The 21,936-nt window shown below is 69.8% G+C and carries 20 protein-coding genes; 11 read left to right on the top strand and 9 right to left on the bottom strand.

Going from position 1 to position 21,936, the window contains the following annotated elements:
• The first annotated feature begins 12 nt into the window (after nucleotides 1-12).
• From D3869_RS31355 to D3869_RS31335, 5 genes are all read left to right on the top strand, one after another.
• Nucleotides 13-783: an ABC transporter ATP-binding protein gene (locus D3869_RS31355; protein WP_014197869.1), complete on the top strand. Its 771-nt coding sequence runs from the start codon at nucleotides 13-15 to the stop codon at nucleotides 781-783.
• A 35-nt stretch (nucleotides 784-818) separates the two neighbouring features.
• On the top strand, nucleotides 819-1,670 hold the full coding sequence (locus D3869_RS31350) for an alpha/beta hydrolase (protein ID WP_137143500.1): 852 nt from the start codon (nucleotides 819-821) through the stop codon (nucleotides 1,668-1,670).
• Nucleotides 1,667-2,650, top strand: a complete 984-nt coding sequence (locus D3869_RS31345) for an ornithine cyclodeaminase family protein (protein WP_137143499.1) — start codon at nucleotides 1,667-1,669, stop codon at nucleotides 2,648-2,650. Before D3869_RS31350 ends, D3869_RS31345 begins: the two co-directional genes overlap by 4 nt.
• Nucleotides 2,651-2,678: 28 nt before the next feature.
• A complete protein-coding gene (locus D3869_RS31340; protein WP_137143498.1) occupies nucleotides 2,679-4,373 on the top strand; it encodes a methyl-accepting chemotaxis protein in 1,695 nt (564 codons plus the stop codon).
• Nucleotides 4,374-4,557: 184 nt separating this feature from the next.
• Nucleotides 4,558-6,606, top strand: a complete 2,049-nt coding sequence (locus tag D3869_RS31335; RefSeq protein ID WP_175426706.1) for an NAD(+) synthase — start codon at nucleotides 4,558-4,560, stop codon at nucleotides 6,604-6,606.
• Nucleotides 6,607-6,609: 3 nt separating this feature from the next.
• Here the strand turns inward: D3869_RS31335 and D3869_RS31330 are convergent, their stop codons facing one another.
• Nucleotides 6,610-7,113: a hypothetical protein gene (locus tag D3869_RS31330; protein WP_137143496.1), complete on the bottom strand. Its 504-nt coding sequence runs from the start codon at nucleotides 7,111-7,113 to the stop codon at nucleotides 6,610-6,612.
• Complete coding sequence (locus tag D3869_RS31325) at nucleotides 7,110-8,423, bottom strand: hypothetical protein (protein WP_247896081.1); 1,314 nt, start codon at nucleotides 8,421-8,423, stop codon at nucleotides 7,110-7,112. Before D3869_RS31325 ends, D3869_RS31330 begins: the two co-directional genes overlap by 4 nt.
• A gap of 647 nt (nucleotides 8,424-9,070) precedes the next feature.
• On the opposite strand from D3869_RS31325, the gene D3869_RS31320 reads away from it, so the two are divergent.
• Nucleotides 9,071-9,826, top strand: a complete 756-nt coding sequence (locus tag D3869_RS31320; RefSeq protein ID WP_137143494.1) for an SGNH/GDSL hydrolase family protein — start codon at nucleotides 9,071-9,073, stop codon at nucleotides 9,824-9,826.
• A 62-nt stretch (nucleotides 9,827-9,888) separates the two neighbouring features.
• Here the strand turns inward: D3869_RS31320 and D3869_RS31315 are convergent, their stop codons facing one another.
• The 6 genes from D3869_RS31315 to D3869_RS31290 all read right to left on the bottom strand — a co-directional run bounded on the left by D3869_RS31315 (nucleotide 9,889) and on the right by D3869_RS31290 (nucleotide 15,227).
• Nucleotides 9,889-10,623, bottom strand: coding sequence for an amino acid ABC transporter ATP-binding protein (locus D3869_RS31315; RefSeq protein ID WP_014197879.1), 735 nt, complete (start codon nucleotides 10,621-10,623; stop codon nucleotides 9,889-9,891).
• Nucleotides 10,601-11,260 carry an amino acid ABC transporter permease gene (locus D3869_RS31310; RefSeq protein ID WP_137143493.1) on the bottom strand — a complete coding sequence of 220 codons (660 nt, stop codon included), beginning with the start codon at nucleotides 11,258-11,260 and terminating at the stop codon, nucleotides 10,601-10,603. Before D3869_RS31310 ends, D3869_RS31315 begins: the two co-directional genes overlap by 23 nt.
• Complete coding sequence (locus tag D3869_RS31305; protein ID WP_137143492.1) at nucleotides 11,257-11,928, bottom strand: amino acid ABC transporter permease; 672 nt, start codon at nucleotides 11,926-11,928, stop codon at nucleotides 11,257-11,259. Before D3869_RS31305 ends, D3869_RS31310 begins: the two co-directional genes overlap by 4 nt.
• Before the next feature lie 79 nt (nucleotides 11,929-12,007).
• On the bottom strand, nucleotides 12,008-12,799 hold the full coding sequence (locus D3869_RS31300) for a transporter substrate-binding domain-containing protein (RefSeq protein ID WP_137143491.1): 792 nt from the start codon (nucleotides 12,797-12,799) through the stop codon (nucleotides 12,008-12,010).
• A 46-nt stretch (nucleotides 12,800-12,845) separates the two neighbouring features.
• A complete protein-coding gene (locus tag D3869_RS31295) occupies nucleotides 12,846-13,523 on the bottom strand; it encodes a GntR family transcriptional regulator (RefSeq protein WP_137143490.1) in 678 nt (225 codons plus the stop codon).
• Nucleotides 13,524-13,898: 375 nt separating this feature from the next.
• Nucleotides 13,899-15,227 carry a lipopolysaccharide biosynthesis protein gene (locus D3869_RS31290; protein ID WP_137143489.1) on the bottom strand — a complete coding sequence of 443 codons (1,329 nt, stop codon included), beginning with the start codon at nucleotides 15,225-15,227 and terminating at the stop codon, nucleotides 13,899-13,901.
• Nucleotides 15,228-15,325: 98 nt separating this feature from the next.
• On the opposite strand from D3869_RS31290, the gene D3869_RS31285 reads away from it, so the two are divergent.
• On the top strand, nucleotides 15,326-15,706 hold the full coding sequence (locus tag D3869_RS31285) for a hypothetical protein (protein ID WP_247896080.1): 381 nt from the start codon (nucleotides 15,326-15,328) through the stop codon (nucleotides 15,704-15,706).
• 17 nt (nucleotides 15,707-15,723) lie between these two features.
• On the opposite strand, the gene D3869_RS31280 is transcribed toward D3869_RS31285, so the two are convergent.
• The gene (locus tag D3869_RS31280) at nucleotides 15,724-16,554 is read right to left on the bottom strand and encodes an FkbM family methyltransferase (RefSeq protein WP_137143487.1); all 831 of its coding nucleotides are present in this window, start codon (nucleotides 16,552-16,554) and stop codon (nucleotides 15,724-15,726) included.
• A 389-nt stretch (nucleotides 16,555-16,943) separates the two neighbouring features.
• On the opposite strand from D3869_RS31280, the gene D3869_RS31275 reads away from it, so the two are divergent.
• From D3869_RS31275 to D3869_RS31260, 4 genes are read left to right on the top strand one after another with little or no spacing between them, the layout of a single operon-like run.
• A complete protein-coding gene (locus D3869_RS31275) occupies nucleotides 16,944-18,995 on the top strand; it encodes a GumC family protein (RefSeq protein WP_175426697.1) in 2,052 nt (683 codons plus the stop codon).
• Entirely contained in the window at nucleotides 18,986-19,726 is a 741-nt protein-coding gene (locus tag D3869_RS31270; RefSeq protein WP_247896079.1) for a polysaccharide biosynthesis/export family protein, read from the top strand. The genes D3869_RS31275 and D3869_RS31270 overlap by 10 nt, the downstream gene beginning before the upstream one ends.
• Entirely contained in the window at nucleotides 19,723-20,535 is an 813-nt protein-coding gene (locus D3869_RS31265; RefSeq protein ID WP_137143485.1) for a WecB/TagA/CpsF family glycosyltransferase, read from the top strand. Before D3869_RS31270 ends, D3869_RS31265 begins: the two co-directional genes overlap by 4 nt.
• Complete coding sequence (locus tag D3869_RS31260) at nucleotides 20,532-21,854, top strand: hypothetical protein (protein WP_137143484.1); 1,323 nt, start codon at nucleotides 20,532-20,534, stop codon at nucleotides 21,852-21,854. Before D3869_RS31265 ends, D3869_RS31260 begins: the two co-directional genes overlap by 4 nt.
• The last annotated feature ends 82 nt before the right edge of the window (nucleotides 21,855-21,936 follow it).

The following is a 21,936-nucleotide window of genomic DNA, read 5'->3' as shown; positions in this document are numbered from 1 at the left end:
CGGTGCCGTGCCATGCCCAAGCTGTCCGTCCGCAACCTGACCAAGCGTTTCCCGGTGTCCGGAGGGCCGTCGATGACGGCGCTCGACGGCGTCGACCTGGACGTGGAGGAGGGTGAGTTCATCGCCTTCGTCGGGCCCAGCGGCTGCGGCAAGACCACGCTTCTGCGCATCATCCAGGGACTGGAGACGGCGACCAGCGGCGAGATCCGCATCGACGGCAAGCCGGTCACCGGTCCCGGCCACGACCGCGGCTTCGTCTTCCAGCAATACGGCCTGCTGCCCTGGCTGACCGCCGCCCAGAACATCGGCTTCGCGCTGGAGGCCAAGGGCATCCCCGCCGCCCGCCACGGCGAGACGACGGAGCGCGTGCTCGCCACCGTCGGGCTGAAGGGCTTCGGCGACCGCTTCCCGCACCAGCTCTCCGGCGGCATGCAGCAGCGCGTCGGCATCGCCCGCGCCCTGGCGATCGAGCCGGAGATCATGCTGCTCGACGAGCCGTTCGGCGCGCTCGACGCGCTGACCCGCGAGATTCTGCAGAACGAGATGCTCGGCCTGACCGAGCGCATGGGCAAGACAATCCTCTTCGTCACCCACAGCGTGGACGAGGCCGTCTGCCTCGCCGACCGCGTGGTGGTCATGTCGCCCCGCCCCGGCCGCATCCGCGAGATCGTGCCCATCGACATCCCGCGCCCGCGCGCCAGCCTGGGCGAGGCGCTGCGCGACACGCCGGAATACGTCGCCAAGCGGCACCAGCTGTGGACCCAGCTGATGGATCTGGTCTGAGCACCCCCCTTCTCCGGAACCCAGGAGGTCCCATCGTGTCGGTCACCCCTGACGATCACGAGTGGCAGTACAACCCCCGCCATTCCGTCCCTGACTTCGCGCGCCACGCCGAGCGCGCCGCCGCGTTGAGCCGGACCGCCCGCGAGCGCCGCGCCGCGCGCTACGACATCGCCTACGGCGACAGCCCGCTGTCCACGCTCGACGTGTTTCCGGCCGCCGCCCCCGGCGCTCCGCTGCACGTCTTCCTGCACGGCGGCTATTGGCGCGGGCGGGACAAGGCTGATTACAGCTACGTCGCCGACGCGCTGGTGCCGCGCGGCGTCACGACCGTGGTCATGAACTACGACCTTTGCCCGGCCGCGACCCTGCCGGAGATCGCCCGGCGCACCCGCGAGGGGCTGCGCTGGATTCACCGCAACGCCGCCTCGCTGGGCGGCGATCCCGACCGCCTCACCGTGTCGGGCCATTCCGCCGGGGCACATCTGATCGCCATGGCTCTGGCCGACGACGCCGGAGCGGACCGGCTGGAGGACGGCGCCATCAAGGCCGCCGTCCTGATCAGCGGCATCTACGAGTTGGAGCCGGTGCTGAGCATCACCGTCAACGAGACCATCGGGCTGCGCCCGGAGATGGTCGACGGGGTCAGCCCGATGCGCCACCCGCCGTCCACCGCCACGGCCCTGACGGTCGTCGTCGGTTCGGCGGAGACGCCCGCCTGGATCGCCCAATCGCGCGACTTCGCCACGCTGTGCCGGGGCCGCGGCTCGCGCTGCACCTACCACACGCTGGCCGGGGAGGATCACTTCTCGATCATGGCACGGATGGAAACGCCGGAGGACGCGCTGTCGCGTCTGGTTCTGGAAGCGGCGGGAGCAGCAAACGAATGATCGTCATCGATGAAAACGCCGCCCGCCGTCTGGTGTCCCCCGCCGACGCCATCGACGCCATGGAGATGGCCTTCCGCGAAGTCTCTCGCGGGCAGGCGCGCAATTTCCCGGTGGTCCGCGAACGGCTGCTGCCGGGGCCGGACGTCTACGGCATCAAGGCCGGCGGCGACCTCGCCATCGGGCTGCTCGGGCTGAAGATCGGCGGCTACTGGACGGGCAACCGCGCCCGCGGCCTGACCAACCACCAGTCCACCACCGTGCTGACCGACCCGGAGACCGGCTGCCCGACGGCGCTGGTCAGCTCCAACCACCTAACCGGGCTGCGCACCGCCGCCGCCTGCGCCATCGGCATCCGCGAACTGGCCCGGCCCGACGCGCGGGTGCTCGCCCTGATCGGCACCGGCGGGCAGGCGGTCCACCATCTGGAGGCGGCGCTGCTGGTGCGCCGCTTTGATCGCATCCTGGTGGCCAACCGCGACCGCGCGCGGGCCGAGGAACTGGCGGCCTCCTTCGCCGGGCGGCTGCCCGTCGAGGTCGTGGACGCCGAGACCGCGGCGCGCAACGCCGATGCGCTCATCACCCTGACCACGGCGCGCGAGCCGGTGGTCCAGGCCGGCTGGGTCCGCCCCGGCACGCACATCTGCGCCATGGGCGCCGACACCGCCGGCAAGCAGGAACTGGACCCGGCGATCCTGCTCGGCGCCGCTGTCTGGGTGGATGACTGGGCGCAGGCCTCGGCACTCGGCGAATGCCAGCACGCGCTGGGGCATGGCCTGACCCGCGAGTCCATCCGCGGCACGCTGTGCGACGTTCTGGAGGGCAAGGCGCCCCGCCGCGCCCACGCGGACGAGATCACCGTCTTCGATTCCACCGGCATGGGCATCCAGGATCTGGCGATCGCCGCCTGGGCCGTCCGCGCCGCAAACACCGACGCCGGCGATGCCGGCTTACCCATCCACCGCATCGATTTAGCGCGCTGACCCGCAAGAGGGCGCGACCGAGGCCGACATGCAGTTGAAGAATGTGCGCATCGCCGGGAAGATTCTCGGCATCGTCGTGGTGCTGGGCACCGTTTCGGTGTCCACCGCCCTGGTCAGCGGCTACGGCCTCGCCACGCTCGGCGGAGAGCTGAATCGGGTCGAGGAGGCGGGGCGCGAGGCGACGCAGGGCGCCCGGCTGAACCGCTATCTGGTCGAGCTGAGCCGCGCCGAGTACCAGATGGGCGCCAACCCGGCCAGCGTCGCCACCATCGAGGCCGTCGTCGCCGACCGCAAGGCTGAGATCCGCGCCCATCTGGAGCACGCCCGCGACGCCGCCGACGCGCAGCAGCGTCCGCTGCTCGACGGCATCGAGACCCAATACGCCGCATATATCAAAAGCCTGGACGCCACCGTGGAGGCGGCGAAGAAGCACGCCGACATGGGCATCACCTACGCCCGGCGCGAGGTGCTGAACAACGTCTCCGGCAGCCAGGAGCTGGTCGAGGCGCTGATCCGCGCCGTCCAGGACTACAACGGCCTCACCGTCGCCAAGACGGCGCGGATCTCCGAGGAGGCGGAAGCGCTGGCCGACCGCACCACGTGGCTGATCGCGGCGGTCGCCCTGCTCGGCATCCTCGCCAGCGGGCTGATCGGGCGCTGGTTGTCGGCGCGCGGCATCGTCGTCCCCATCGTGGAGGCGGTGTCCTGCCTGCGTCGTCTGGCCGGCGGCGACCTGACCGTGGTCATCACCGGCGCCGACCGCCGCGACGAGGTCGGCGACATTGCGCGGGCGCTCGCTGTCTTCAAGGACAACGCGCTCGACCGCCAGCGCATCCAGGCGGAGCAGGAGGCCGAGGCCCGGCACAAGCTCGACCGCGCCGAGGCGGTCGGCGCGACGATCCTGCGCTTCGACCGCGAGGTCGGCGAGGCCCTGCATGTGATGAAGGACGCCGCCGCCGCGCTGGAGGCCACCGCCCACTCCCTCTCCGCCGGGGCGGAGCAGGCGTCGGAACGCATGACCGTCGTGGGTGCGGCCGCCGAACAGACCGCCGCCAACGTCCAGACGGTCGCCGCCGCGACGGAGGAGATGACCTCCACCGTTCAGGAGGTGTCGCGCCAGATGAACGAGGCGCGCGGCTTCGCCGACGAAGCGTCGCGGCAGGCCCAGCAGGCCCAGGAGCGCGTCGGCGCCCTGACCGAATCCGGCCAGCGCATCAACGAGGTGATCGACCTCATCCAGGGCATCGCCAGCCAGACCAACCTGCTGGCGCTCAACGCCACGATCGAGGCCGCCCGCGCCGGCGAGGCCGGCAAGGGCTTCGCCGTGGTGGCGAGCGAGGTCAAGCAACTCGCCAACCAGACGGCGCAGGCGACCGACGAGATCCGCGGTCAGGTCGGCGCGATGCAGGAGACCATCGGCGGCGCGGTGTCCGCCATCCAGACCATCGCCACGGTCATCTTCCGCCTGAACGAGATGGCCACGGCCGTCGCCGCCGCCGTCGAGCAGCAGGGGGCCGCCACCGCCGAGATCGGCCGCAACGCCGTCCAGGCGGCGCAGGGCACGGCGGAGGTGACCGGGACCATCGGCACGCTGCGCGTCGCCTCGGAATCGACCGCCGCCGGCTCGGCGCAGGTTCTGCAATCCGCCCGCGAGGTGGCGGGCCGCGCCGTGGCCCTCAAGGGCAGCGTCGACGCCTTCATCGCCGAGGTGAAGACGGCCTGATCCCTCCCCGTTCCGTCGGCCATGATCAATCGGCCCTGAGCAATGGGTTGAGCGGCGCGCCGGCAACCGCCAGAATGCGGCGGGCGAGACAACCGGCGGCCTCCGCCGGTTTCCCTCCTGTGGGCTTTACCGCAGGACCGGTTGGGAGAGGATCACGATGACGGTTGACGGCGCGGCTCGGACCCTGAGCTTTGGATCACTCTATCGCCATGGGATGGCCCGGGTCGCCGCCTGCACGACGCCCTGCACCATCGCCGACCCCATGGCGAACGCCGCCGCGGTGCTGGACAGCGTGCGGGAGTGCGACGAACAGGCGGTCGCCGTCGCTCTGTTCCCCGAGCTGGCGCTGTCCGGCTACGCCATCGACGACCTGTTCCTCCAGGACTGCCTGCTCGACGCCGTGGAGAAGGCCGTCGTCCATCTGGTCGAACAGTCGCGCGACCTGATGCCGCTGATTCTCGTCGGCGCGCCGCTGCGCCACGCCGGCCGCGTCTACAACACGGCGGTCGCCGTGCATCGCGGCCGGCTGCTGGGCGTGGTTCCCAAGGTCCATCTTCCCAATTACCGGGAATTCTACGAGCGCCGCCACTTCGCGTCCGGCGCTGGGACCGAGGGCGGCACGATCCGCATCGGCGCCCAAGACGGCGCCCTCGACGCCCCCTTCGGCCCCGACCTGCTGTTCCAGGCGGAGGACCTCGACGGTCTGGTGGTCCACGCCGAGGTCTGCGAGGATCTCTGGGTCGCCGTCCCGCCCAGTTCCGAGGCGGCGCTGGCCGGGGCGACGGTGCTGGCGAACCTGTCGGCCAGCAACATCACCATCGGCAAGGCGGAAACCCGTCGCCTGCTCTGCAAGTCGCAATCGGCGCGCTGCATCGCCGCCTATCTCTACTCCTCCGCCGGCGCCGGGGAATCCACCACCGATCTGGCCTGGGACGGGCAGGCATCGATCTTCGAGAACGGCGAGACGCTGGTGGAGACCGAGCGCTTTCCCAAGGGCGCCCAGATGGCCGTCGCCGACGTCGACCTCGACGTGCTGCGCCAGGAACGGCTGCGCATGGGCACCTTCGACGACAACCGCCGCCTGCACGGGACGGCTTTCCGCCGGGTTGCCTTCCGCGTCGATCCGCCCGGCGGGGACGTCGGGCTGCGCCGCAACGTCCCCCGCTTCCCCTTCGTCCCGGCGGCGCAGGAGCGTCTGGAGCTCGACTGCTACGAGGCCTACAACATCCAGGTCGCCGGGCTGGTCCAGCGTCTGCGGGCCACGGGCATGCCGCGCATCGTGATCGGCGTGTCGGGCGGGCTGGATTCGACCCACGCCCTGATCGTCGCCGCCCGCGCCATGGACCTGCTCGACCGGCCGCGCACCGACATCCTCGCCTTCACGATGCCGGGCTTCGGCACCAGCGACAAGACCAAGGGCAACGCGCTCCGGCTGATGAGCGCGCTCGGCGTGTCGCACCATGAACTCGACATCCGTCCCGCCGCCAACCAGATGCTCAAGGACATGGACCACCCCTTCGCCCGCGGCGAGGCGGTGTACGACGTGACCTTCGAGAACGTCCAGGCGGGGCTGCGCACCGACTATCTGTTCCGCCTCGCCAACCAGCGGGGCGGCATCGTGCTGGGCACCGGCGACCTGTCGGAACTGGCGCTCGGCTGGTGCACCTACGGCGTCGGCGACCAGATGGCCCATTACAACGTCAATTCGGGCGTCCCGAAGTCGCTGATCCAGCATCTGATCCGCTGGGTGATCGGCTCCCGCCAGTTCCAGGACGAGGTTCTGCACACGCTGGGCGACATCCTGGCGACCGAGATTTCGCCGGAGCTGGTCCCCGCCGGCAGCGACCGCGCCCTGCAGAGTTCGGAGGCCGTCGTGGGTCCCTACGAGCTTCAGGACTTCCACCTGTTCCACACCCTGCGCTACGGGCTGCGCCCGTCGAAGATCGCCTTCCTCGCCCTGCACGCTTGGTCCGACCCGGCGCGTGGCGACTGGCCGGCGGGCTATCCGGTGGAGAAGCGCAGCGCCTACACGCTGGCCGAGATCCATTCCTGGCTGCGCGTCTTCATCCAGCGCTTCTTCGGCTTCAGCCAGTTCAAGCGTTCGGCCATGCCCAACGGGCCGAAGGTGACGGCGGGCGGTTCCCTGTCGCCGCGCGGCGACTGGCGCGCCCCGTCCGACGGCAACGCCCGCATCTGGCTGGAGGAGCTGGAGCGCGAAGTGCCCAAGGAGTAACCGCTACCCCGCCGAGCCGGTCCGTTCGTTCATCACGAGCCGCCCCGCCGGCCAGGAGCGGACCAGCCCGGCGGCGCGCAGTTCCGGCAGGGCGCGGGCCACCGCGTCGTGCGACAGGCCCGTCGCCTCGACCAGCGCCGGTCCCGATTTCGCCCCGCCCTCCAGGGCGTGCAGCACCACCGCGGTCGGCGATCCGGCCCGGGCGAGCGCCGCCTCGCTGCGGGCGGACCGGTTCGCCCGGCCGGCGGCGACCAGCGCGGCGATGGCGCGGAGTTGCCCCAGCCGGTGCATCGCCTCGGGGCCACGATCCTCGCGCAGGGCCAGCGCCGCGTGGCAGCGGGCAACCTCCCGCGCCAGAGCGGCGAGGTCGGCGGTGCGGTCCTGCACGAGGCACAGGGCCGCTTCCTCCGCAAGGGTGTCGAGGTCCGCGTCGGCCTCGTCCCAGCGTCCGGCCGCGACGCCCTCCCGGATGTCGTCGGCCAGCGCCCGATACGCCTCCCCGCTCATGGACAGCCCTCCGTCTTCAGCTCCGGCCAGCTTTGCGGTTCCCAGCGGGCCGCGACGCAGCCGGGCTCCGGCGCGTCGATGGGAAGCGACAGCCGGCGGATGCGCGAGGATTGCGCCGGGTCGGCGCGCGGCTGGAAGAACAGCGCGACCCCGCAGTCGGTGATGCGCTTGCCCTCCTCCCCATCGTCGTCGCAGACGCGGTTGAAGCGGTGCGAGAAGGCCATGCTGTTCGCCACCACCACCCGGCACGACCCGGCGCGGGAGGACTCGTCGCCGGCCTGGGCCTGCCACCGCTCTTCCGTCAGGCCGGCGTCCATCACCGGGGTGACGATCCAGTCCAGCAGCTTGGCCCGGCATAGCCACGCCGCCGGCTGTTCGCGCCCGAGATCCTCGCAGATCATCACCGCCAGCCGGCCCATGTTGGGCAACTCGACGATGGTGACGCCATCCCCCGGCGCGATGAACTCCTTCGCCGCGCCGAGCAGCCGCCCGTCCGGGCCACGCACGTCGTAGGAGCGGCACTGGTCGGCGTCGAGGTCCCAGCAGTGCAGCTTGGTCTGGCGGAAAATCTCGGCGCCCGTCCGGTCGAGCAGGACCGCGGTGCTGCGCGGCTGGCCACCCGTCTCGCCATCCTGCCGGACTCCGACGAGCACGTAGCGGATCGGCCCGTCCACGGCCTGCCGCCGCACCGCCGCCTGGACGGCGTCGAGCGTCGCGGGATCGGCGGTCACCTCGGGAAAAACGACGATGGTCGCCCCTTCGGCAGCCAGCGCGTCGATGGCCGACGCCGCGCGGGCGCCGAGATTGCTGGGGACGGCGGTGTACCAGTCCGCGCCATCCTTGGCAAAGGTCCGCAGGGCGAGATCGTCCTCGGCGAGCGCGAGCGGGACGACCCCGACGACGGGCGCCCAATCGGGATCGCTGGGGCACTGATCGGCGACCTCGGGAACCCGATGGAAGGTCAGCGAAACGGGCCGCTCGCCCTCCTCGCCGTGCGGGCATTCCGCCGCGAGGGCCGGCGGCAGCAGGAGCAGGGTGTGGAACAGGTCGGCCACGTCGAAGGACTCGCGCAGGGGCGTGACCTCCCGGATGTTCACCGAACGGTCGAACAGCCCGGGCCGCAGGATGAGCTGACCATCGGCGGCGTCGCCGTTGAAGCGCCCGTGCCGCTTGTACCATTGCCGTGCCCGCAGATGACCATCGGACAGAGCGCCTCGCGACAGGAAGCGCGAAGCCAGCGGCGCGAACCATTGGTCGATGGCCTGGGCCGCCAGCACACACCGCTCCAGCGGTGTTCTCTCGTCGGCCAAGTCAACCCACGCCTTGAGCGCATCAGCGCCGTCGTCAGCCCCCAACAGCGCCATCAGTCGGCACAGCACACCACCCGCATCGTCGGGTGCGAATTCCAGACGCTGTGCAGCGCGTTCGGTCTCTTTCGTGTCTCGATCCAGTTGGCACCGCAGCGCAACGAACAGATCAGCCAGATGCATGCCTTCAACCACGCGAAGCGACGGGATGGAGCGGGCGCCATCGGCATTTCCCTCTCCTCGGAGGGGAGAGGGCTAAGTCACCTCAAGCACCCACGCCCATCCTGTTGAACAGCACGGCGGCGGCTTGGTTTCGCGGTTACGTTGTCAGGTGATGCCATAGCGCGCCTCAGGTCGTCGCGCGTCGGTCCGATCCGGCCGCAGCGCGGCGAACCTCCCGCCGCCCCGGCGCCGGCACGGCGACGCGCCCGTGCAGCCACGCCGGGAGCGCCAGACTGGCGACCGGCAGGACCGTGTCATCACCTATTCGTCCGTATTCCGAATACAGACGAGCCCGGCAAAGCATCCCTTTTGACGAGGAGCGAAAAGGGGTTAGCCGCCCGCTCGCTTAGCGATGCATTAACCATGATCGCCGGACCATGCCCCTCGGACAGCCTGCCTCGACGAGGCGAACCAGGGGAGCGTGGCTCATGACGGGACGGGTGCTTGGCGGAGTGTTGGCCGCTTGGGTGTTGTGGAGCGGTGCCGCCACCGCGTCGGCGCTGTGCCCGGTCCCGCCCGGTGCCGATTCAACCGTCGCCGGACTGACGCACAGCCGGGCCGCTCTGGCCGCCGGGCAGCCGCTGACGGTCGTCGCGATGGGGTCGTCCAGCACGGAAGGCGTCGGGGCCACCACCATCGCCGCCACCTACCCCGCCCAGCTCGACGCCATTCTGGAGCAGCGTCACGCCGCCTCGGCCATCGAGGTCCTGAACAAGGGCATCGGCGGCGAGACGGCGGGGGCCAACCTCGTCCGCTTCGACAAGGACGTGCTGGCCGCCAAGCCGGACCTCGTGGTCTGGCAGGTGGGGACCAACGACAGCTTCCAGAAGGTGCCGCTCGACGCCTTCGCCGCCACCCTGCGCGATGGCATCGCCCGCATCCGCAAGACCGGCGCCGACGTCATCCTGATGAATCCGCAGTCCTTCCCCGGCGAGGCCAAGGTCGACTCCTATCCCGCCTACGCGTCCACCGTGGTGGCACTCGGCCGCGAACTCGACGTGCCGGTGCTCGACCGCTACCGCATCATGGCGTGGTGGCTGGAGAGCCGGCACTTCGCCGCCGATCAGGTGCTGAGCACCGACGGCCTGCACCTGAAGGACCTCAGCTACCGCTGTCTGGCGGAGTTCGTTGCCGACATGATCGACACCCCGCGGGTGGTGAGCGAGAAGACCGCGGCGCGCTGAGCCCCCATCATCCGTTCCTAGGAAGGGGTGCCGGTGGTCATGCCACCGGCACCCTTTTGCTATCAGACCACCAGCTGCGCGCCCAGGAACTGCCGGAGTTCCGGGGTGCGGGGGTTGCCGAAGACCTCCTCGGGCGGGCCGATCTCGTGCACGCGGCCCTGGTGCATGAAGACCACGCGGTCGCAGACCTCGCGGGCGAAGCGCATCTCGTGGGTCACCATCATCAGCGTCATGCCGTCGGCCGCCAGCTCCTTCACCACCGCCAGCACCTCGTTCACCAGCTCCGGGTCGAGGGCCGAGGTGATCTCGTCGCACAGCAGGGCCATCGGCTGCATCGACAGCGCCCGCGCGATGGCGACGCGCTGCTGCTGCCCGCCGGAGAGCTGGTCGGGATAGGCGTCGAACTTGTGGCCCAGCCCCACCCGCTCCAGCATGCGGCGGGCCATCGCCTCCGCCTCGCGCGCGGGCGTCTTCTTGACGACCATCTGCGACAGCATGACGTTGCGCCCCGCCGACAGGTGCGGGAACAGGTTGAACTGCTGGAAAATCATGCCGACCTTCAGCCGCAGCGCCTTCAGGTGGAGGTCGTCGTTGATGAGCTGGGCGCCGGCCACCATGATCGAGCCGTCGTCGATCATCTCCAGCCCGTTGACGCAGCGCAGAAGCGTGCTCTTGCCCGAGCCGCTCTTGCCGATGATGGCGACGACCTCGCCGCGCTCGACGTCCAGGTTGATCCCCTTCAGGACTTCGACGTCGCCGAAGCGCTTCTTCACCTCAGTGATTGCGATGAGCGACATTGAGCTTCCTTTCCAGAATCTGGCTGCTCTTGGACAGGGGCCAGCACAGCGCGAAATAGATCAGGGCGACCAGCCCGTAGACGGTGAAGGGCTCGAAGGTCGCGTTGGTGACGACCGTGCCGGCCTTGGACAGCTCGACGAAGCCGATGATCGAGGTCAGCGCCGTGCCCTTCACCACCTGCACGGAGAAGCCGACGGTCGGCGGGACGGCGACCCGCACCGCCTGGGGCAGGATCACGTAGCGCATCTGCTGGACGTAGCCCATGCCGAGGCTGGCCGACGCCTCCCACTGGCCGCGGGCGACCGATTCCACGCAGCCGCGCCAGATCTCCACCAGGAAGGCCGCCGTCCACAGGATCAGCGCCAGCCCGGCGGCCAGCCAGGCCGGAACGTCGATGCCGAACAGGCCGAGCCCGAAGAAGGCGAGGAAGAGCTGCATCAACAGCGGCGTGCCCTGGAACAGCTCGACATAGCCCTGGACGAACATCCGTCCGGCCCGCGCCTTGCCGATCCGCAGGTAGAGCAGCGCCATCCCCAAAAGCCCGCCACCGATGAAGGAGACGAGCGAGAGGACCACCGTCCAGCGCGCCGCCAGCAGCAGGTTGCGCAGGATGTCCCACAGGGTGAAGCTCATCATCGCGCGGCCCTCCGCGGGAACAGCATCCGCCCGACGCCGCGCAGCGCCTGCCGCAGGGCCAGCGCCAGCAGCAGATAGAGGCCGGTGGTCAGGAAATAGCTCTCGAAGGCGCGGAAGGTCCGCGACTGGATGAAGTTGGCGGCGAAGGTGATGTCCTCTGCCGCGATCTGAGACACCACCGCCGAGCCGAGCATGACGATGACGATCTGCGACGACAGCGCCGGCCAGATCCGTTGCAGCGCCGGGATCAGAACGACGTGGCGGAAGGTTTCGAAGCGGGTCATGGCGAGGCTGGCCCCGGCCTCGAACTGGCCGCGCGGCGTGGCCTCGATGCCGGCGCGGATGATCTCGCCGCTGTAGGCGCCGAGGTTGATGACCATCGCCAGAACCGCCGCCTGGAACTCGGTCATCTGCACGCCGAGCGACGGCAGGCCGAAGAAGATGAAGAACAGCTGGATCAGGAAGGGCGTGTTGCGGATCAGCTCGACATAGGCGACGACCGGCGGGCGCAGCCAGCGCGGTCCGAGCGACCGCGTCCAGGCGCAGGCGATGCCCAGCGCCACCCCGAACAGCGTGCCGATCAGAGTCAGTTCGACCGTCGTCACCAGCCCCTTCAGGATGACGGGCCAGTATTCGGCGATCCATGAATAATCGAAGCGGTAGGTCATGCGGCCCTCCGGTCAGCCCTCCACACGCCGGGCCGCCGTGGGGGCCGAAGCCACCCCCGGCGTCCCGGCCCTGCTATCGTCAGAGGTCCTTCGGCAGGTCGGCGGACAGCCACTTCTGCGCGATGGCGTTCAGCGAGCCGTCGGCCTTGGCCGCCGCCAGGATGCCGTTCAGCTTCTCCAGCAGGGCCGGCTGCTCCTTGCTCAGGCCGATGTAGCAGGGGGAGTTCTTGATGAGGAACTTCAGCTCCGGCCGCTTCGGCGGATTGCGGGCGAGGATCGCCGCCGCCACGACGTTGCCGGTCGCCACCACCTCGACCTGACCGGACAGGAAGGCGGAGATGGTGCCGTTGTTGTCCTCGTAGCGCTTGATGACCGCGTCGGCCGGGGCGATCTTGGTCAGCTCAAGATCCTCGATGGCGCCGCGGGTCACGCCGACGGTCTTGCCGGCCAGCTCCTCCGGCTTCGAGGCGGTCACGCCGGCCGGGGCGAAGACGCCGTTGAAGAAGGGCGCGTAGGCGTCGGTGAAGTCGATGACCTTCTCGCGCTCGGCGTTCTTGCCGAGGCTGGAGATGACCAGATCGACCTTGTTGGTCTGCAGGAAGGGGATGCGGTTGGCGCTGGTCACCGGCACCAGCTCCACCTTCACGCCCATCTTCGCGCCGATCAGCTTCGCCACGTCGATGTCGTAGCCGAGCGGGGCCATGTCCGGGCCGACCGAGCCGAAGGGCGGGAAGTCCTGCGGGACGGCGACGCGCAGCGTGCCGCGCTTGGTGATGTCCTGAAGGGCGTCGGCCCGCGCGGCGGGGGCCTGGGCGATGGAAAGGCCGGCGACGGCGGCGACGGCCAGGGCGAGCAGGGTCCTGCGCTTCATGTCTCTAACTCCTCCGGTTCTGGATGGAATGGTTTGTGTGAAAGGGTCAGGCTGGGGCGCCGGGCGAGAGGATCTCGCGCAGGCCGGCCAGGGGATCGGGGGCGGCGGCGAGGTCGAGGCCGTCCTCGACGCGCCGGATGTGCTCGTCCATCAGCCGCGCCGCCCCGGCGAAATCGCCGTCGGCCAGCAGCGTCACGATGCCGGCGTGGTCGTCGCTCGACGCCGCGGCGTCCTGGTCGGACTGGTAGAGCATCGAGACCAGCGTCGTGCGCGCGGTCAGGTCGCGCAGGATGTCGGTCAGGAAGGGGTTGCCGAAGGCGTGGGCGAGGTGGATGTGGAAGTCGCCGAGCAGGCAGGTGCGCGAGCCGACATGGCCGGTGTGAAGCGCTTCGCGCTCCTCCTCGACATGGGCGCGCAGATGGGCGACGGCGTCGCCTGGCAGCGTGTTCAGGTCACGCAGCATCCCGGTCTCGATGACCCGCCGCGCCTGGAAGGCGGCCCGCGCCTCCGTCGCCGAAGGCTCGACGACGAACCAGCCGCGCCGGGCGCTGACATGGACGATGCCGCGCGTCTCCAGCCGCATCATCGCCTCGCGCACGCGGGTGCGGGACACGCCGTAGACCTCGGCCAGCTTCGCCTCGCCCAGCCGGGTGCCGGGCCGCAGCCGGCCGCCCAGGATGGCGGAGATCACGCTGTCTTCGATGCTGTCGGGAAGCTGGGTCATCAGGCTGCCGCACCAATCTTGTATACAAGACTGTTGAGCAAGCGGCGTGCCAACCGGAAGGGCGCGAAATCACTGGGCGGCCGTTCCGTGATTGGTCAAATTTTCGGCAATGTCTCGACCTGATTAAACCTTATGCATGAAATTGCGGCACCACTCCGCCGCGGTTCCGCTGGACCGCCGGGGCGGCGACCGCCCCTGGCCTCTTCTCGGAGCTACGGGAAGCGCTTCCAGGCGATCGGCAGCGCTTGGCCGACGTTCGGCATCCGCACGAGCAGCATCGCAAGCGCCACGGCGCCCCGCGCATTCAGGCCGCTCTGCGCGCACAAGACCGGACGATCGGCCGCGAACCCGAAAGGGCAGCGCTGCCCAACACGCTCAGACGCGTTCGAACGCCGCGGCGCCCTTCGCGGTGCCGTTGTGCCGCCTGAACAGCAGGACGCGCACCAGCGTCGTCCCGATCGCTCCCTGGGCCACCGTCAGGGCCGTGACCGCCGCCGCTCCGGTCATGCCGAAGACCGGGATCAGGACGGCGCCGAGCAGGATGCACACCGCCAGCTGCAGCAGGTTGAGCCGGCGCAGCGTGCGTCCGTGTCCCGTCATGGCCAGCAGGATGTCCTGGCAGGCCAGAAGGCAGTGGATCATCTGGCCCGCGGCGAGGATGCGCAGCGCCGTCGCCGCGCTGCCGAACCCCTCCCCCACCAGATCGAGCAACAGCTCGGGCACGATCATCATGACCGACACCATCGGCAGGCCCAACGCCGCGACGGCCAGCATGATGCCGCGGTTCATCGCCAGCAGACGGGACGTCTCGCCGCGGCGATGCAGCTCGGCGTAGTTTGGCGCGGCGAAGGTCCCGATGCTGATGACGACGACCCAGACCAGCATGGAGATGCGGTTGGCCACGCTGAAGGCGCCGACCGAGGCCGCGTCCACGAACACGCCCAGCGCGAGCACCGGCAGCGACGCCAGCGACACCTGCACCAGCTCAACGACGAACAGAGGACGCGCGGTGTGCCAGAGCGACGGCAGACCCTCCACCCGCCCTTCCGACGTTGCGGCATCGGCGGCGACGGAATGGTCCCTGAAGCGGTGGCGGTCGCGCGCGAGCAAGGCCATCCCGACCGCGACGCTGAAAGTCAAAACCCCGGCCAGAGCCAGAATCAGGGAATCGAGGCTGGACACCCCCGCCACCAGAGCGGCGAGCATCAGGACCGGCCACAGCGCGTTCTGCACGAACTGCGCGGCGATGCCCCGCTTGAGCCCCGTCAGGGCCGATCCGATGGTGATGGTCAAGGTCTGCGGCACCAGGACCAGAGCCGACAGGCGCAGCGGCGCTTCGAGGTCCGGCGCCCCGAACAGCAGGTGCGACGCCGGCCCCGCCAGGGCGAAGGCCACCACCGCGGCCAGGGTCGCGGCGAGTCCCGTGCCGATCAACCCGGTGCGCAGGTCACGACCGGCCGCCCGCCCCTGGCCGATGGCCAGCTCGGCGGCGATGTGCCGCGTGATCGCCCGTTCGAGCCCCAGCCGCGCCACCGTCGATGCCAGGCCGATCCAGGTCAGGCACAGGAAGAACAGCCCGGCATCATGGGCGCCCAGCGCGCGCGCCGCTATGATATAGAGGCCGAGCTTGCCGACGACCTCCACCCCGCGCAGCCCGAGGCCGGCGCCGTAACGCCCGAGGGCATGCCATGTCTGGAGACGCATCACGCTCTGTGGGATAAAGGGTTGTTGCGGAAGCGGAAGAGATTCGGAGACGCGCGGCGACCCGCCGTGTCGGGCCGCGCAAGGAGAGCAGTCGGTTGATGACCATGGTGACGAAAGGGCAAGGGCGCCGGACGGTCCATGCGGCGCTGGCTTTTTGCCTTGCCGCAGCGCTGGTCGGGCATGGCCGACCGGCCGCCGCGCAGGATGCGGAGGAATGGCGCGCCATCGACATCCTTCAGGAAATCCGCACCCATTTCGACCGTCTGCCCTATGGCTGGTGGATCCGCGAACCCGAGCTGCACCTGAACACCTACGAGGTCGAGGTCCACCTTCCCGATTGGTGGCGCGGCAACCCGACCTCCGCGGTGAACAATCTGTGCCCCGAGCGGCAGAGCCGCATCTGGAAGGTGGCGACGATCCTGACCTTGCGTCCCTTCTACCAGAAGCGGCCCTGGCCCGAGGTCGATTGCCGCCGCTGATGCCGCCGCCGGCGCGATCAGCGCCCGCTTGACTGCCCGAGCGCGGCGCGCAGCCGGTCGGCCACGCCATCGCGCGCGACGAAGATGAAATTGTTGATGTAGATCCGCCCCTTGACGCGATGGGTGCCCGCCGCGTTGAGGGCCGAGCGGGACTGGTGGCGATCCGGATCGAAGCCGTCCAGCGTGCACAGGCGTCCCGCCAGGACGAAATAGCCGCGATAGCCCAGCGGGGCCAGCCGCGCCTGCAACGCCGCCAGGGCCCCGGGGTTGTGCCGCTCCTCCGCCTCGATCAGCAGGTTGGGGCGGTCGCGCCCGATCAGGGCAAGGCCGCCGCCGACCACCGCGGTCTCATGCCCCTCCACATCGATCTTCAGGAAGCCGACCGGACGATGGTCGTAGCGGTCCAGCGTCCGGCGCGGGACGGTCACCGTCTCCACCTCCTCGCCATGGGCCCCCACCGCCCCCGCCTCGACCGAGGCCAGGGCGGACGAGCGCGGAACGTGCAGCACGATGGACCCGTCGCCGTCGCTCAGCGCGCACCCCTCCACCCGCAGCCGGCCGGCCGCGATCAGCGGCGCGAACTTGGCTTCGAGCAAAGCCGCGAGGTTCGGATTCGGCTCGAAGGCCGTCACGCTCGACGCGAACCGGCAGAGCCAGAAGGTGTATATGCCGCTGTTGGCGCCGATGTCGTAGGCGGCTTCGCCCGGAACGCACAGCGCGGGAAGCAGGCGCAGCTCCGGCTCGGCGTAATAGGGCGCGAGCCGGTCCCGAAGCCAGGTCAGGCGCCGGAACACCCGCGGATGGCGACGCTCGATCGCGGCTTTCAGGGAGGACAATTGGTGGTTCATGGCCTGCGGCTCGGTGGGGCTCGATCGGGAATCACGGGACCCAACCAAAAGTAGGAGGGTTCGGCAGAAAGCGAATAGCTAAAAATTGAGACAAAATGCTTCAAAACCCCAACCACCCCATGACAGGGCTACATCGGACGTGGTAAACCCTAGCGGTAAAGTGCTCGATCCACACGCTACGGTACCCATAAAAGATGCTGTCCCAACATCTGGAAAATCGCAGGCAGAGTCAATCAGCCGATCAGCTGGATGGCGCGCCGGCTCAGCAATCGCATGGGGTGCTGTTTTCCAGCGGGGTGTCGGCATTTACGCCGCGCGACCTTCTGATACTCGCTTTTTATCACAAGCGCATCATCCTGGTCGTTGCTCTTCTGTCAATCATCGCCGGCTTGACCGCCGCCACCTATGCGCGCACGCGCTACGCCGCGGAAAGTCTGGTCATGATGATGATCGACCGCTCGCACGCGGGGATCAGCGACGTGGCCGGAACCCTGCCCTCCTTCCTGTCGATCGACGGGCTGAAGTCGGTGGACAGCGAGATCCGCATCCTGGAAAGCCGCCGGGTGATCGAGGACACGCTGAGCGCGCTGGACCCGGTCACCCTGTTCCCGGAGATCGCGCGGCCGCGCCTCTTCGGCCTGCTGCCCGCCGACAGCCCGCAGGACCAGCTCGAAAAGGCCATCGACAAGTTCAAGCGCCGCCTTCAGGTGGAGCAGCAGTCCTCCTCCAACATCGTGCGCCTCAGCTTCAGCCACGAGGACCCGGACCTCGCCGCGGACACCGTCAACGCCCTGGCCGACGCCTATCTGAAGCGCCGCCGCGCGATCTTCGACGTCCCGCGCTCGCCCTTCCTCGCCTCCGAACTGGCCCGCCACTCCGATCAGCTGAAGAGCATCGAGGCGCAGATCCAGACGCTGAAGTCCGAGTACGACATCGTCGATCTCGGGCAGGAAAGCCTGCTCGCCGCCAACCAGGTGGACAGCATCGTGCAGCGCCGCCGTCAGACCCAGGAGCGCCAGGCGGCCCTCCTGGCGGAGGTCGCGGCGGCCAAGAAGCGGCTCGCCTCCCTCCCGGAGCGGGTGTTCGACTTCCGGGAGCAGAGCAACCAGACCCAGAACGACGACGACCGCAACGTGCTGCTCCGCCTGGAGCTGGAGCGCGACCGGATGGCCTCGCAGTTCCTGCCCGACTACCCGCCCCTCCAGGAGCTGGAACGGAAGATCCGGACAGTCCGGCAGTCCATGAAGGGCGGCGACAAGCCGGTCTTCAACACCACGCGCGAGGTCCGCAACCCGTCCATCCCCTTCCTGAACAACCATCTGCTGACGCTGGAGATCGAGCAGGACGCGGTGGCCCGGCAGCTCGACGAGTTGAACCGCCAGCACACGGTGGCGGTGGAGAAGGTCGGGCGCCTGCGCAAGGCGGAAAGCGAGCTGCGCGACCTGGAGCGCACGCGCGGCGTGATGGAGGACATCTACCGCGACTACGCCCAGCGCACCGAGGCCGCCCGCGCCGAGGAGGAGGCCGCCAAGGTGCGCTTCTCCAACGTCCGCGTCGTGCAGCCGGCGGTGGCCCCGGCGACCGGGACGAGCATGGGACCGAGCTTCATCATCGCCGGCCTGGTCGGCGGCATCCTGCTGGGCGGGGCGGCCGGCGTGCTGGCGACGTGGCTGCGCCAGGTCTACATCCTGCCGCACGAGATCGAGCGCGACCTGGGCGTCCCGGCCATCGCCAGCTTCTCCGACACCGACGGCGAGCTGGTCTCCCCCGGTGCCCAGCAGGAGCTGATCCATCTGGCCGCCCAGCTGCGCGACCACGGCCTGGACGACCAGCCGATGGGCCTGATCCAGTTCGTGACCGCCAACGACGGCGACGGCGACGCCATCGTGGCGCGCGGGCTGGCCCTGGAATTCGCCAAGGGGCGGGGCCTGCGGACGCTGGTCATCGACCTCTGCGGCGACGGCACCGGCCAGCTGGCCGCGATCAACGCCGGGGCCGACGACAAGACGGACGGCGAGGCGGCCGGGGATGCGGACGGCGGGGCCGGCGAGCGGCTGCCGACCATCGAGCCGCAGGGCACCGGCGACCTCGAAACGCTGCCCTCCGCCGTGCCGCTGCTCTGGGTGTCGCGGCAGGCGACGGGATCGGCGCTGGGCAGCCTGCGCACCCCCATCGCCCAGTCGCGCCAGATGCTGGAACGGCTGAATCAACGCTTTGACATCATTTTGATTCTGTCGCCGCCGATCGGGAACAGCCATCTTGCCCGCCGGCTGTCGCCGATGGTGGATGCGAACATCCTGGTCGCCCGCGCCGAGCACACCCGTGCGCCGGTCGCCGCCCGGATGCGCGACTCCATCCTCGCGTCCGGCGGCGACATCGTCGGCCTGGTGCTGACCGGCCGTCACTTCCACATTCCCCAGGTGATCTACCGATGGCTGTGATGCGGATGGCCGCGATGCGGGGCTTCCTGTTGGCGGCGTTGCTGGCGCTCGGCGCGTGCACCGGCCAGTCGTTGACTCCAAAGGAGGCGATGCCCGAGGGCTTCGCCCGCTGGGAGGACTCAACCCCGCCCTACCGGCTGGGTCCGGGCGACCGCTTCCAGGTCAAGTTCACGCTCGTCCCCGACATGGACGAGGAGGTGATGATCGGCCCCGACGGCTCCGCCGGGCTGCGCATGGCCGGGCAGGTCGACGCCGCCGGGCTGACGCCGGGCGAGCTGGCCAACGTGATCGAGACGCGCGCCCGGCGCTGGATGCGCGCTCCGCAGGTCAGCATCGGGCTGAAGGAGACCCCGTCGAACCGCGCCTACATCGGCGGCGCCGTCGCCCGCCCCGGCACCTACCTGCTGAACGGCCGCATCGGCGTGATGGAGGTGATCATGCTGGCCGGCGGCTTCGACCGCGAGGCGCGGTACGAGGAGGTGGTGCTGATCCGCCGCAACCCCGAGAACAAGCCGATGCTGCGCACCATCGACACCCGCCGGTTCATCGAGACCGGGGCAGCGGCCGGCGACGTGCCGCTGGTCGCCGGCGACATCCTGTTCGTGCCGCGCAGCTCCATCGCCGAGACCGGCCTGTGGGTCGAGCAGTTCATCAACCGCGTCGTCCCGTTCGAGCGCACGTTCAACTACACGATCAGCCGTCAAACCGGCGCGATCACGACTTTCCCATGACGACGCCCCAGACCGAACCGGGGCGGGAGCACCCCGCGGACACCGTCTTCGGGGTCTCCATCACCCGCCTCGACGTGGCCGGCGCCGCCCAGGCCATCGCCGCGCGGGCGCCGGGGGAGCCCTTCGCCTACGTCGTGACGCCGAACGCGCAGCATGTGGTGCGGCTTCACCGCGGCGACGACGCCCGCTTCCGCGCCGCCTATGACGGCGCGTGGCTGCGGCTGTGCGACAGCCAGATCATGCGGCACCTGTCGCGGCGGCTGTTCCGCAAGCCGCTGCCCAGCGCCAGCGGCAGCGACCTGACCGCCCACCTGTTCGCGCACGTCATCACGCCGGACGATACCGTCACGGTGATCGGCGGCAGCGACGAGCTGGAGCGCCGCCTGCGCGACCGCTTCGGCCTGACCCGGCTGGCCCGGCACGAGCCGCCGATGGGCTTCTCCGCCGACCCGCGGGAGGTCGAGCGCTGCGTCCGCTTCGTGCTGGACCACCCGGCCCGCTTCGTTTTCCTGGCGGTCGGCGCGCCGCAGTCGGAATGCCTGTCGCTGGCCATCCGGAACACCGGACAGGCCACCGGCGTCGGGCTGTGCGTCGGCAGCTCGCTTCTGTTCGTGACGGGGCTGGTCGAACGCGCGCCGCCGCTGTTCCGCCGCTTCGCGCTCGAATGGCTGTACCGGCTGGCCCAGAATCCGCGCGGCCACACCCGGCGGGTCTTCGTGGAGTCCCTGCCGCTGCTCGGCATCGCGCTGTCGGCCTGGTGGTCGGAGCAGCGGGGCCAAGCGCGCCCGAAGCCGGCGGCGCGCCCATGATCGTCGAGCTGGGAGCCCGGCAGCGCGGCCGCATCCTGTCGCCCGTCCGGGTGGCGGCGCCCCGCCGTGCCCAGCCCCGCGCCCTGACGGTGATGATCCTGCTGGCGGTGCTGCCGCTGTTCGGGCAGAGCTTCCATTATCTGGTCGATGTCCCGCCGCTCTACGCCCTGTCGAAAAGCTGGCCGGTCCTGACCATCCCGCTGGCCGTCTACGCGCTGGCGCAGATCGAGCTGCCGTTCAAGTCGCTGTGCATCGCCCTGCTCGCCTACCTCGTGGCGATCACCCCGGCGGTCTCCATGGTCCAGCTCGGCAACGGGCTGACCGATGCGATGGCGACCACGGTCAAGGTCTGGCCCTTCGCCTACTACTTCTCCCTCGCCGCCCTTCTGACGCTGCTGCGCCCGACGCTGCCGCAGGTGCGCGGCGCGCTGATCGCGCTCGGCGCCGGCACCTTCGTCATCATGCTCGCTCTGTGGCTGGTCCTCCCGCCGGAGGCCTACGCCACCGACCCGCTGAAGAGCAAGCTGCTGATGTACGACGTCGAGCGCGGCCCGCGCATCTACATGCCGATGTTCTTCGGCGTGCTGTTCCTCTTCTACCTGGCCCGGCGGTTCTGCGCGTACCGGGAATGGTGGACCATCCCGCTGCTGCTGGTCGGGCTGCTGCTGATGGTCCTGATCTACAAGCAGCGCACGGCCCTGGGCAGCGTGGTCCTGGTGGTCGGCTTCGCCATGATCACCTCGGCGCGCGGCTGGTGGCGGATCCTGGCGGTCAGCATGGCCCTGCTGGCGGCGGTCGCCCTGGCCGCCGTCTACAGCGTGGACCTCGCCAACCGGGCCGAGCAGATGCTCGGCGCCTCCCTGTCGATCCGGCAGAACTCCATCATCCTGGCGCTCGACTTCCTGGAGGTGACGCCGTTGCGCTGGCTGCTGGGGGTGGGCGCCATCACCCGCTTCAGCAACGTGACCCTGGCGGACATCCTGGGCAACAATCAATTCTATCTCGCCGACATCGGCTGGATCGGCATCGTCTTCGAATACGGCGTCATCGGCGCGGTGCTGATCGCGGCCTTCTACGTCGCGGCGCTGCGCACCGCCCGCAAGGCCGCCACCGGCGACGATCCCATGACCCAGGCGCTGGGCGATTACGTTCTGTTCGCCCTGGCGACCTCCACCATCTACTCCGTCGTCTTCACGCCCGGCGAGGTCGCCAGCGTGATGGCGCTTGCCCTCTTCTGGCGCAACGCCCGCCGTCCGGCCGGCGCCCAGGGCCCCCTTCACCCGCCGAAACGCCCGGTCTTCAGCGGGGAAAGACCATGACCGCCGCCGGCCGGCCCATCAGGGCTTCCATGACGAGCGGCTGGAGGCGATGTTCTCTCGACGTCTTGACAAGGACCAGGGA

This window comes from Azospirillum brasilense, assembly GCF_005222205.1.
Taxonomy (GTDB): Bacteria; Pseudomonadota; Alphaproteobacteria; order Azospirillales; family Azospirillaceae; genus Azospirillum; species Azospirillum brasilense_G.
The sequence above is the reverse complement of the archived record's forward strand: the minus strand, read 5'-3'. Positions and strand labels throughout refer to the sequence as shown.